The sequence below is a fragment of the Micromonospora sp. NPDC004704 genome (assembly GCF_053601675.1).
In genome coordinates this window covers 14,671-25,748 of sequence record NZ_JBSGCD010000026.1, presented here as the reverse complement: position 1 = coordinate 25,748, position 11,078 = coordinate 14,671, and the positions used below count along the sequence as shown (strand labels likewise).

Genomic DNA, 11,078 nt, shown 5'->3' with positions numbered 1-11,078 from the left:
AGCGATTTCAACTGGACTCCGACCGCACTGCACGACCATACGTTGAGCGCGCACGGAATAGTCGGACATTCTTCTCTGGGCGCGAGAGCCCTCGACATCACCGTGACTGATCCGCTCCGCTGGACCACGGCGATGACGACAGAGACAACGATGACCAGCGGGGTGTCCGCGCCAGTTCGGCACGTTAAATTGAGACTACGTTTCAGGCTAGCAATCTTGGAACGGCGAAACGCCCGGTTCGTCCTTGCGGACTTGCCGGGCGTTCTGCCTGCTTGCTGGCGGTGGCGGCGGGATTTGAACCCGCGGAGGGGTTACCCCCTCACACGCTTTCGAGGCGTGCTCCTTAGGCCACTCGGACACGCCACCGCCGAGAAGGGTACCGGACGCCCGGCGTGCCCGTCACGGCGGTACGGCTCAGCCGGACCTGGCAGGATCATCAGCCATGAGTACGCACATCGGCGCACAGCCGGGCGAGATCGCCGAGCGGGTCCTGATGCCGGGCGACCCCCTGCGGGCCAAGTGGATCGCGGAGACCTACCTCGAGGATGCGAGGTGTTACTCCTCGGTCCGGGGCATGTACGGGTACACCGGTACCTGGTCCGGGGTCGAGGTGTCGGTGCAGGGGTCCGGCATGGGCATGCCGTCCGCCTCGATCTACGCCCACGAGCTGATCAACGAGTACGGCGTGAAGACGCTGATCCGGGTCGGGTCCTGCGGGGCGCTCAGCGAAGACCTGCAACTGCGTGACGTGCTGGCCGCGAGCGGGTCCTCGACCGACTCGAACATGAACCGGGTGCGGTTCGACGGGCTGATCGACTACGCCCCGGTGGCCGACTTCGGGCTGCTGCGTACGGCGGTGGAGGTGGCCGAGCGGCGCGGCATCAGCATGCGGGTCGGACCGGTCCTGGCGGCGGACGCCTTCTACACCGATCGTCCGGACCTCTACGACGCCCTCGCCCTGTACGGCGTGCTCGCCGTGGAGATGGAGTCGGCGGCGCTCTACACGATCGCGGCCCGCTACAAGGCCCGCGCCCTGACCGTGCTGACCGTCAGCGACCACATCAAGACCGGCGAGAAGACCACCTCGCAGGAGCGCGAGCAGACCTTCGGCCAGATGGTCGAGATCGCCCTCGACACCGCCACCGCCTAATCCTCACTCCTCCCTCCTCGCTCCTCCCTCTCCTCCCTCCCCCGCCCGCGATCTAGGGCAAATACGTGCTAGTGGATCTCTGATCGCCACCAAATGCCCTAGATCGCGGGGGGCCATGGGCCGGGGGAGCCATAGCAGGTTTGGGTGGGTGGTGGGGGTTGTCCACAGGGGGCTTTGTTATCCACAGGTAAGGGATTGGGGGCTCGCAGGTGGGAGCCGGCGGGAGCACGCTGCCGTGCCATGGATCTTTACGCCGAGGCCATGCGCCTGCCCTTGCAACTCCTGCGAACGTCCAACCCACACCCGGTTACGTACCGCGAGCTGCGACACCAGGGCCTGAGCAGAGAAGCTGTCCGGTGGCGCGCCTCCCGACGACGGCTACAGCACCCGCATCACGGAGTCTACCTGGGGCGCCCGGACCTGCCGGACCTTCTCGACCGGGCTCGAGCCGCCCTGTGCGCGGCACCGCCGCTCGCCGTGCTCGGTGTACATACGGCCGCCCAGTTATACGGATTCGGCGTCGCGCGCACCAACACCATCCATCTTCTCGTACCGGCTGGGACTCCGTTCCCGCAGCGGCCCGGCATCACCGCGCATCAGGTGGTCCTGCCGGTCGGCCCGCCCGTGACCCTCTTCGGCCTCCCCTGCACCCCACCCACACGCTGCGCGGTCGACCTTGCCCGAATACTGCCGCGACGCGACGCACTCCCCATCCTGGACGCCGCGCTCTTTGCCGGCGTCTGTGATCCGGAGCAACTGTGGCTTGAGGTGGTCCGGCACCGTGGCCTCCGGGGCGTAAGGCAGGCCCGGGAGCTGATTCCACTGGCTGACCCGCGCCCGGAGTGTCGACAGGAGAGCCAACTCCGTTTGATCCTGCACGACGGCAAACTCGACGGCTTCATCCCGCAGTTGCCCGTCCTCGACGACTTCGGATACGTACGGCATCGGCTTGATCTCGGCGACCCCCACCACCTGATCGCGGCCGAGTACGACGGTTCCAGCCACCTCGATTCGCAGCGGCTCCGCGCCGACCGCACCCGCCACAACTGGCTCTCCGAGCGCGGATGGTCCGTCCGCTACTTCACCGCCTCCGACCTCTACCAAAACCCCCACAAAATCCTCGCAACGCTCACGGCGGCCCGTCAGTCCGCCCGTCGATCTAGGGCAATTGGTGGTTGATAGAGATCATCTAGCACGTATTTGCCCTAGATCGACGGGGTAGGGGACGGGGTGGGGGACGGGGTAGGGGGCTTAGGGGGTGGCTAGGGCCTCCGTTGGGGGGAGGTGGGCGGCGCGGATGGCGGGGTAGAGGCCGGCGAGGGCGCCTATGAGCAGGGTTGCTCCGACGCCGCCTGCGGTCGCCCAGGCGGGTACGACGGTGGGCCAGGACTGGAGCAGGGCGTACCCGGACGTGACCGCCGTACCGAGCAGGACTCCGCCCGCCCCGCCGAGCGCGGAGAGCAGCAGTGACTCGGTGAGGAACTGGGTACGGATCTGCCCCCGGGTCGCCCCGAGCGAGCGTCGCAGCCCGATCTCGGGCCGCCGTTCGAGCACCGAGATCACCATCGTGTTCGCCACCCCGACCCCGCCGACCAGCAACGCCACCGCGCCGAGGCCGAGCAGGAGCCCGGTGAACGCCTGGTCGGTGGCGCGTGCGGCGGAAAGCGCCTCCGACGGGCGGGACACCTCCACCTCGTTCGGCGCCTCCGGATTCGCCGTCGCCCCGAGGACCGCGCGTACGGCCTCGACGGAGGTTTCGGTCGAGCGGCTGTAGACCGTCGTCGGGTGCCCGTCGAAACCGAGGTACGTCGTCGCGGCGTCCCAGCCGATCAGCGCGGAGAGGTCCAGTTCCGGGGCGAGGGGCACCGGGGCGAGGATGCCGATGACGGTGAACCAGCGTCCACCGACCTGGATCTGGGTGTCCGTACCGGCGGTGGCGAGGCCGAGGCGGTGGGCGGCGGTGGCACCGAGCACCACGGCCGGGTAGCGGGCGGTGGCCGGGTTGAGCCAGGTGCCGCTGACCGTTTCCGCGCCGACGGTGTCGAGCAGTTCGAGGTTCGCCGCCCGTACGCCGATTCCGCCGGTCTGGGCGGGTGGGATCCGGTCGCTGCGGAACACCTTGGCGTCGGGGAGTTGCGCGGTCGCGGCGACCTGTTCGACCGGGCCGATCCGGGCGATCATCGCCGCCGACTCCTCGGGCAACTGCGCGTCGTCGCCGAAGAGGGACTTGCCGGACGAGACGGTGAGCAGGTTCGTGCCGAGCGCGGCGAGGGTGCGGTCGAGTTCGGCCCGTGACGACGACGAGATGCCGACGACGGCGACCATCGCCGCGATCCCGATGGCGATGCCGAGCGCGGAGAGGAACGCCCGCAGCGGCCGGGTACGCAGTCCGACGCCACCGACCCGGACGATGTCACGCGGTCGCAGCCGAGCCGGCACGAGCCGGTCGGGCCCGCGCCTCACCTGGTCCCCCCGACGAGATCGGCGGCGGTCGGCTCGACGATCAGGCCGTCGCGCATCCGTACCTGGCGGGGCAGGCTCGCCGCGATCCCCCGGTCGTGGGTGATCACGATGACGGTGGTGCCGGCCCGGTTCAGCTCGTGCAGCAGTTCGAGGACCCCGGCGCCGGAGACGGAGTCGAGGTTGCCGGTGGGTTCGTCGGCGAGCAGCAGCGGCGGGTCGCCGACGACCGCGCGGGCGATGGCGACGCGCTGCCGTTCGCCGCCGGAGAGTTCGTGCGGCCGGTGGTCGAGTCGGTGGTCCAGGCCGACCCGGTGCAGCGCGGCCGCCGCCCGTCGGCGTCGCTCCCCCAGGGGTACGCCGGCATACAGCAACCCGTCCGCCACGTTCTCCACCACCGGTACGCCCGCAGCGAGGTGGAACTGCTGGAACACGAACCCGATCCGGCTGGACCGCAGCGCGGACAGTTCCCGGTCGTCGAGTTCGCCCGTGTGGTGGCCGTCGATGCGTACGGTGCCCGACGATGGTTGGTCGAGGGTGCCGATCAGGTGCAGCATGGTCGACTTTCCGGACCCGGACGGCCCGACGATCGCCACCAGTTCACCGCGCCCGATGGTCAGGGTCACGCCGCGCAGGGCCGCCACCCCGCCCGGGTAGACCTTGCTGACCTGCTCCAACGCGACCACCGGCGGCACTTCGGACGCGACCGCGCCGGCCGTCATGCCGGCACCCCGACCGTCAGGCCCTCGGTCAGCCCGTCGCCTGCGACCTCCACCCTTCCACTGGCGAACAGGCCGGTGCTCACCGCGACGATCCGGGTACGCCCACCGTCGACCACCTCCACGCCGTACCCGCCCTCGGCGAGTGCCAGCAGCGCCGCCACCGGCACGGTCAGTACGTCCGCGCGTTCGTCGGCGGTGAACGCCACCTTGACCGACGCCTGGTCGTACGCGGCCAGCGCCTTCGGGTCGGCGACCGTGACGGTGACCTCGATGACGGTCTCCGGTTCGGTCTGCCCGGTCCCGCCGCTTCCGGTCTCGATCACGGTCGCGACCTCGGTGATCCGCCCGTCGAGTTGCTTCCCGTCGGGCAGCGTCACGCCGACCGTGGTGTCCTTCTTCGCCAGCCGCTGGTCGTCGATGTCGAGGTCGACGGTGACCAGCCGGTTCGTGCCGCTGTAGGTGAGCACCGACTTGCCGGGCTGGACGGTGTCGCCGGTCGACGCCTCGTGCCCCTCGACGCGTACGTCCGCGTCGGCGTAGACGATGTCCGACGGTTCGACCCGGCCGGTGTCGTCGCGGCCGAGGTCCTCCTGCCAGTCCCGGACCGCGTCGGCGGTGCTGCCGGTGTACTCGTCGTCGACCGTGAAGCCGGAGTAGCCGAGCGCGGACAGGTTCTGTTCGAACTGTTTCACGTCGGCCCCCTCCACCCCGGACCGCAGCGTCCGGTACGCCGGCAGCCCCCCGTGCAGCAGCACCACCTTGCCGTTGTCGACGGCGTACAGGGGCTGGCCGCGTTTGACGGTGCCACCGGTCGGGGCCAACCAGGTGAGGGTCCCGGCGCCCCGGGCGGACGCGGTACGCGTGGTGCCGTACCCGAGTTCCCCGTCGACGGTCTGCGCGTCGACCAGGGTCTGCCGGGTCACCTGGGCGGTTGCCGGTGGTAGGGGGCTGGCTGTGGCCGTACCCGGATCACGGCCGCCGAAGCCGATCGCGGCTGCGCCGCCGGCACCGACGGCGACCACGACGGCGGCGGTGACCAACGCCGCACCGGTACGCGGACGGCGACGCCGGACGGGCGCCGGGGCCGCAACGGAATCGGCCGTCACTTGCCGGTCCCGGCGATCTTCGGTGCGAACTGCTTGCACTTCTCCATCGCGGCCTTCAGGGTCGGGTCGTCCAGGCCCTTACCGCCGAGCAGGCTCTTGTCGATTTTGAGCAGACCGTCGGGGCCGGGATCTGGGAAGTCGGGTATCCCGTTCTCCCGCATGCACTGCGCCATTTTGCGCATGTTCTCCGCCTGCTCCGGGTCGAGCTTGCGCCCCTCGCCACCGTTGGGCAGGAACTCACGGCACTTCTCCATCGCCGCCTGCGCCTTGTCCGGGTCGCTACCGCCGTTGATCCGTACCTGGCCCGGCGCGGCCGGATCGGGGTCCGGCATGTCGACCCCGTTCTCCCGCATGCACTGGGCAAACTTCAACTGCCGGTCGGGGTCGTCGAAGGCGGCGGCGCTGGCCGAGGCGGTCGGCCCGGCGCCGGCCGCACCGCCGGCGGTGGCCACGCCGTCGCCCTCGGCGGGGGTGCCGCACCCGGCCAGCGCCAGGGCGAGTAACACGGGCAGGACCAGCAGGCCGGTGACCGGTTGTCGGCGCATCTGCACACTTCCTTTCCTCGGGAAGGTCGGCGCCGGTCGCCGACCCGTGCCACCCCCCGGAAGCGGGGTGACCGTTGCCGACAAGTCGACCGCAACGGCGGTATCCAGGGCGTAAGCGTCGGCGTTAACGGTGGCGTTATCCGGGGCCGAGTCACCATGGACCGATGCGAGTGCTGGTGGTCGAGGACGAGAGCCTGTTGGCGGACGCGATCGCCGAGTGGTTGCGACGGGAGGCGTTCGCCGTCGACGTCGTGTACGACGGTGGCTCCGCCCTGGAACGCCTGGGCGTGAACGAGTACGACGTGGTGGTCCTCGACCGCGACCTGCCGGTGGTCCACGGCGACGACGTGTGCCGGTCGATCGTCGCCGGTGGCGGGGCGAGCCGGGTCCTGATGCTGACCGCCGCGGCGGCCGTACGGGAACGGGTGGCCGGGTTGTCGCTCGGCGCCGACGACTACCTCACCAAGCCGTTCGCCCTGGTGGAACTCTCGGCCAGGGTGCATGCGCTGACCCGGCGAGCCCGTCCGGCGGCACCGCCGAGGTTGAGCCGGGCCGGGATCGTGGTCGACCCGGGCCGGCACGAGGTCTACCGCGACGGCCGGTACGTGGCGCTGTCCCGCAAGGAGTTCGCGGTCCTGGCCGAGCTGATGCGGGCCGACGGGGCGGTGGTCTCCGCCGAGGACCTGCTGGAACGGGCGTGGGACGAGCACATCGACCCGTTCACGAACGTGGTCCGGGTGACCGTGATGAAGCTGCGCCGCAAGCTCGGCGACCCGCAGGTGGTCGAGACGGTGCCGGGAGTGGGGTACCAGATCTCGTGAGGCGACGACTGATGAAGCGGACCACGATCCGGGCCCGGCTCACCCTGGTCTACGGCGGGTTGTTCCTGCTCGCCGGCATGGTCCTGCTGGCGGTGACGTACGTCCTGGTCGAGCAGCGGATGCCGGAGCCGCTCGGGGTGGCGTTGACCAAGCCGGTCACCGAGATCCCCAGGACCGGTCTCGGTACGCAGAACGCCGAGGCGCTGCGGATTTTCGTCCGGGAACTCCAGGAGGACGTGAAGCAGAACGCCCTGGACTCGTTGCTGACCCAGGGCGGGATCGCGCTGGCCGTGGTCTCCGCCGCGGCGATCGCGTTCGGTTGGCTGGTCGCCGGTCGGGCGTTGCAGCCGCTGCACCAGATCACCGGCACCGCCCGGCGGATCGCGGACGCGAACACCGCCGGGCGTGGGCTGCACGAGCGGATCGCGCTGCGCGGTCCGCAGGACGAGGTACGCGAACTCGCCGACACCTTCGACCTGATGCTGGAACGGTTGGACCGGTCGTTCGACGGTCAGCGCCGGTTCGTCGCGAACGCCTCGCACGAGTTGCGTACGCCGCTGGCGTTGAACCGGGCGCTGGTGGAGTTGGCGGTGACCCGTCCGGGTGCCTCCGCCGACGTACGGCAGCTCGGTGAGTCGCTGTTGGCGGTGAACGAGCGGCACGAGCGGCTGATCGAGGGGTTGCTGACGCTCGCCGACTCGGAGAACGAGCTGACCGACCGTACGTCGTTCGACCTGGCCGAGGTGGCCGCGCACGTACTCAACCAGCAGGCGGCCCAGGGGGCCGAACCGGATCCGACCAGGGCACTCGCCCGGGAGGCGGTACGCGACCTCGCACCGGCACCGACGTCGGGGGACGCGGTGCTGCTGGAGCGGCTGACCTCGAATCTGGTGGAGAACGCGCTGCGGCACAACCTGCCGGCCGGCGGTTGGGTGTCGGTGCGTACCGGGTTGGTCGACGGGCGGCCGACCCTGGTGGTGAGCAACACCGGGCCGGTGGTGCCGGGGTACGAGATCGAGACGATTTTCCAGCCGTTCCGGCGGCTGCGCGGTGAGCGGCTCGGCGGGGGGCGCGGGTTCGGGCTGGGCCTGTCGATCGTGCGGGCGGTGGCTCGGGCACATGGCGGGTCGGTCGATGCCCGGCCGCGCGAGGGCGGTGGCCTGGTGGTGAGCGTCACCCTGCCGAGCCAGTGAAACTATCCAACCGATCGGTCGGATAGTTGTACGCTCGCGATCATGACGGTGGACGGGCGGGTGCTCCGGGGCGAACGCACGCGGGCCCTGGTACTCGGCACCGCCGTGGCGCTGGCGGTCGAGACCGGCCTCGACGGGCTCTCCCTCGGTCACCTCGCCGCCGAGCTGGGCATCAGCAAGTCCGGCCTGTTCACGCACTGGCGCTCGAAGGAGGAACTCCAGCTCGCAACCATCGACTGGGCCCGCGAGCAGGTGACCGACCTGGTGATCCGCCCCTCCCTGCGGGCACCCCGAGGCGTACGACGGCTCTGGGCACTGCACGAGACCCGGCTGACCTGCTACGACGGCCGGGAGCCCGACGGCCGGTTCTTCACCCTCGCCGAGTTCGAGTACAGATCCCGGCCCGGCGCGGTCCGGGACCGACTCGCCGAGGCCCTGGACGAGTGGCTGGTCATGGTCCGGCGGCTCGCCACCGAAGCGGTGGCCGCCGGTGAGCTCCGCCCCGACACCGACGTCGGACAACTCGCGTACGAGATCGAGGCGCTCGGCCTCGCCGCCGCCCTGCAGTCACGACTTCTACCCACCGAGCCGAGCCACCGGTACGCCCGGCAGGCGGTGCTCGACCGACTTCGCACCCTGTGCCCCAACCCGGAACTGCTACCCGAGGACTGACATGACAACTGCCAGCAACACCCTCACCCTGCCCGACGTCCCGTTCGGTCACGTCGAACCGATCATGGTGCACTTCGACGACCTGGACATGATGGGCATCGTGCACAACGCGAAGTACGCGCTGCTGCTCGAACGGGCGCTCACGCCGTTCTGGGCCGATCGCGGTTTCGCCTACGAGAACGGCCAGCTCAGCGTCCCCGACATGTTCCACGCCGTGGTCGAACTCTCGGTGAGCTTCCGCGCCCCGATTCGCGGCACCGGCCCGATCCTGGCCCACTTCTGGTTCGAACGCTTCGGCACCACCAGCGCCGAGTACCGCTTCCGCCTCCTGTCCGCCGACGGTGGGACGCTGCACGCCGAGGGACGGCGGGCAATCGTGCGGCTCGACCCGGCGACGCTGCGCCCCACCCCGTGGACCGAGGACGCCATCGCTGTCGGGAAGGAACTGCTCCGCCCCGAGTCGGCCACCCTGTAGTCGGCCGACTCGTCACGGGAACCGCTCCCGGGCGCCGGGTGGCATCCTCGACGGATGCGTCCCTCGGTTGAGCTGGTGTACGAACTGGTCGCCGGTATCCGGCCGGCGGACCAACTGGAGGCCGAGCAGCAGGCGGACGTGCTGCGCTGGCTGCAGGGCACCGACGACGTGTTCCGACGGGTCAAGCCGGCCGTCCCGCCCCGCCACCTCGTCTCGTACGTGGTGCCGGTCGACCCGGACGACGGCAGCATCCTGCTGGTCGACCACGTGAACGCCGGGTTGTGGCTACCGCCGGGCGGGCACGTGGAGCCGGACGAACATCCCGCCCTGACCGCCCGGCGGGAGGCGCAGGAGGAACTCGGTGTCGACCCCGACTCGGACGGGTACGCCGATCGTCCCGTCTTCCTGACCGTCACCCGTACGGTCGGGATCGACCACGGCCACACCGACGTCAGCCTGTGGTTTCCGCTCACGGGTCACCGCGACCAGACCCTCACCGTGGACGAACGGGAGTTCCGCTCCGCCCGGTGGTGGTCACCGGCGGAGATCGCCGGCACCGATCCCGGCCGGTTCGACCCACACCTCCACCGGTTCATCGCAAAGATCAACGCTGGGACGGGCGCACCCTCGTGGATATCCACAGGCGATATCAACAACTGATCCACCGTTATCCACAGAGTGTGCACAACGGTGGCAGCAACGATCCACAGTTATCCACAGGGCTGTGCACAGCCGGTGTGGGTGCGGGATCGGTCAGCGGAAGAAGGAGCGCAGGAGCGCGGCGGACTCCTCGGCGAGCACACCGCCGTACACCTCGGGGCGGTGGTTGAGGCGGCGGTCGCGTACGACGTCCCAGAGCGAGCCGACCGCGCCGGTTTTCGGTTCCCAGGCCCCGAAGACCAGGGTGGAGATCCGGGCCAGCACCAGCGCGCCCGCGCACATGGTGCAGGGTTCGAGGGTCACCACCAGGGTGCAGCCGTCCAACCGCCAGGCGCCGCGCAGTTCCGCCGCCCGGCGCAGGGCCAGGATCTCGGCGTGCGCGGTCGGATCACCGGTACGTTCCCGCTCGTTGCGCCCGATGGCCAGTTCGGCCCCGTCCGGGCCGTAGAGCACCGCCCCGACCGGTACGTCGTCGGCCGGGTCGCCGAGTTCCGCCGGTCGGCCGTCGTCGGCGGCCACCGCCAGGGCCCGGCGCATCCACGCCTCGTGGCGCTGTCGCCGGCCCGGATGACCGACCGCGCCGGATCCCGTCGGGTCGGCGCCGTCCGGACCGCTCACGCCTCGCGCAGTTCCTCGACCACGTCGCCGCAGCCGATCGCCTTGCACAGCTCGGCGGTGACGTCGGCGGGAAGCATCCGCTCCTGCGCGCAGAGGGCGAGCAGCCGGTGGGCCGAGATGCCCAGGTTGGCGAGGAGGTCGGCATCGCCGATCGGGTCGGCGTCGGGGTCGGCGGCCGGCTGCTCGCTCTCCTCGTCGGCCGAGTCCAGGGCCGGGGCCGCCGGCTCGACCACGTCGTCGATCTCCAGGGCGGGTGCCTTGATGTCGCCGAGCAGCAGGGCACCGAGTCGGGACTCCTCGGCGAACGCCGAGTCGGAGCCGAAGATGCGCAGGTCCTCGCCGTCGTCCAGGCGCAGGATGGCCAGGTACGCGTCGTCGGACTCGACAAAGAGCAGCGAGGTGTCGGCGTCCAGGTCGACCTCGCGGAGCAGATCCGCGACCTCGTCTATGTCCGCGGCACCACCGAGGTCGAGTTCGGCTGCGGTCCAGCCCTCCGAGCCGCGCACCACGGCCGCCGCGAAGTACGACACCGGTCCCCCCAACAACTCACGGCGTACCGCCGCCCACCACTGTCGACTGCCTGTTACGCGTGACGGTATCCGGTCGGGTCCGCGCTCGACCGCGCAACTCCCCGAAGGAGAAGGACGGAATCGAGC

13 protein-coding genes and 1 tRNA gene are annotated in these 11,078 nt (G+C 70.5%); 7 read left to right on the top strand and 7 right to left on the bottom strand.

From position 1 onward, the window contains the following. Positions 1 to 276 precede the first annotated feature (276 nt). Positions 277 to 366 (bottom strand) — tRNA-Ser (locus ACWEFB_RS28005). A 76-nt stretch (positions 367 to 442) separates the two neighbouring features. Here ACWEFB_RS28005 and deoD point away from each other — a divergent pair. After that, a complete protein-coding gene (gene deoD / locus ACWEFB_RS28000) occupies positions 443 to 1,150 on the top strand; it encodes a purine-nucleoside phosphorylase (protein ID WP_452290107.1) in 708 nt (235 codons plus the stop codon). Positions 1,151 to 1,390: 240 nt separating this feature from the next. Further along, a complete protein-coding gene (locus ACWEFB_RS27995) occupies positions 1,391 to 2,329 on the top strand; it encodes a hypothetical protein (protein ID WP_452290105.1) in 939 nt (312 codons plus the stop codon). A gap of 72 nt (positions 2,330 to 2,401) precedes the next feature. Here ACWEFB_RS27995 and ACWEFB_RS27990 read toward each other — a convergent pair whose 3' ends face one another. The 4 genes from ACWEFB_RS27990 to ACWEFB_RS27975 form a co-directional block, all read right to left on the bottom strand. Further along, positions 2,402 to 3,613, bottom strand: a complete 1,212-nt coding sequence (locus tag ACWEFB_RS27990; protein WP_452290103.1) for an ABC transporter permease — start codon at positions 3,611 to 3,613, stop codon at positions 2,402 to 2,404. Further along, entirely contained in the window at positions 3,610 to 4,332 is a 723-nt protein-coding gene (locus ACWEFB_RS27985) for an ABC transporter ATP-binding protein (protein ID WP_452290101.1), read from the bottom strand. Before ACWEFB_RS27985 ends, ACWEFB_RS27990 begins: the two co-directional genes overlap by 4 nt. Then, a complete protein-coding gene (locus ACWEFB_RS27980) occupies positions 4,329 to 5,372 on the bottom strand; it encodes a peptidoglycan-binding protein (protein WP_452290247.1) in 1,044 nt (347 codons plus the stop codon). The genes ACWEFB_RS27985 and ACWEFB_RS27980 overlap by 4 nt, the downstream gene beginning before the upstream one ends. A 62-nt stretch (positions 5,373 to 5,434) precedes the next feature. Next, positions 5,435 to 5,983 (bottom strand): hypothetical protein, encoded by a 549-nt coding sequence (locus ACWEFB_RS27975; RefSeq protein WP_452290099.1) that lies wholly within the window; start codon positions 5,981 to 5,983, stop codon positions 5,435 to 5,437. 164 nt (positions 5,984 to 6,147) lie between these two features. Between ACWEFB_RS27975 and ACWEFB_RS27970 the strand changes: the two genes are divergently transcribed. Genes ACWEFB_RS27970 through ACWEFB_RS27950 form a run of 5 tightly spaced genes read left to right on the top strand, consistent with a single transcriptional unit; the run spans position 6,148 to position 9,804 of the window. Beyond that, the gene (locus tag ACWEFB_RS27970) at positions 6,148 to 6,804 is read left to right on the top strand and encodes a response regulator transcription factor (RefSeq protein ID WP_452290097.1); all 657 of its coding nucleotides are present in this window, start codon (positions 6,148 to 6,150) and stop codon (positions 6,802 to 6,804) included. Positions 6,805 to 6,815: 11 nt separating this feature from the next. Next, complete coding sequence (locus ACWEFB_RS27965) at positions 6,816 to 7,997, top strand: sensor histidine kinase (protein WP_452290095.1); 1,182 nt, start codon at positions 6,816 to 6,818, stop codon at positions 7,995 to 7,997. Positions 7,998 to 8,039: 42 nt separating this feature from the next. Beyond that, positions 8,040 to 8,669, top strand: coding sequence for a TetR/AcrR family transcriptional regulator (locus tag ACWEFB_RS27960; RefSeq protein ID WP_452290093.1), 630 nt, complete (start codon positions 8,040 to 8,042; stop codon positions 8,667 to 8,669). 1 nt (position 8,670) lies between these two features. Continuing rightward, positions 8,671 to 9,144 (top strand): acyl-CoA thioesterase, encoded by a 474-nt coding sequence (locus ACWEFB_RS27955; RefSeq protein ID WP_452290091.1) that lies wholly within the window; start codon positions 8,671 to 8,673, stop codon positions 9,142 to 9,144. Between the two features lie 54 nt (positions 9,145 to 9,198). Further along, a complete protein-coding gene (locus tag ACWEFB_RS27950) occupies positions 9,199 to 9,804 on the top strand; it encodes an NUDIX hydrolase (protein WP_452290089.1) in 606 nt (201 codons plus the stop codon). A 93-nt stretch (positions 9,805 to 9,897) separates the two neighbouring features. Here ACWEFB_RS27950 and ACWEFB_RS27945 read toward each other — a convergent pair whose 3' ends face one another. Further along, positions 9,898 to 10,422, bottom strand: coding sequence for a nucleoside deaminase (locus tag ACWEFB_RS27945; RefSeq protein WP_452290087.1), 525 nt, complete (start codon positions 10,420 to 10,422; stop codon positions 9,898 to 9,900). Next, positions 10,419 to 10,952, bottom strand: a complete 534-nt coding sequence (locus ACWEFB_RS27940) for a tRNA adenosine deaminase-associated protein (protein ID WP_326561695.1) — start codon at positions 10,950 to 10,952, stop codon at positions 10,419 to 10,421. The genes ACWEFB_RS27945 and ACWEFB_RS27940 overlap by 4 nt, the downstream gene beginning before the upstream one ends. Between the last annotated feature and the right edge of the window lie 126 nt (positions 10,953 to 11,078).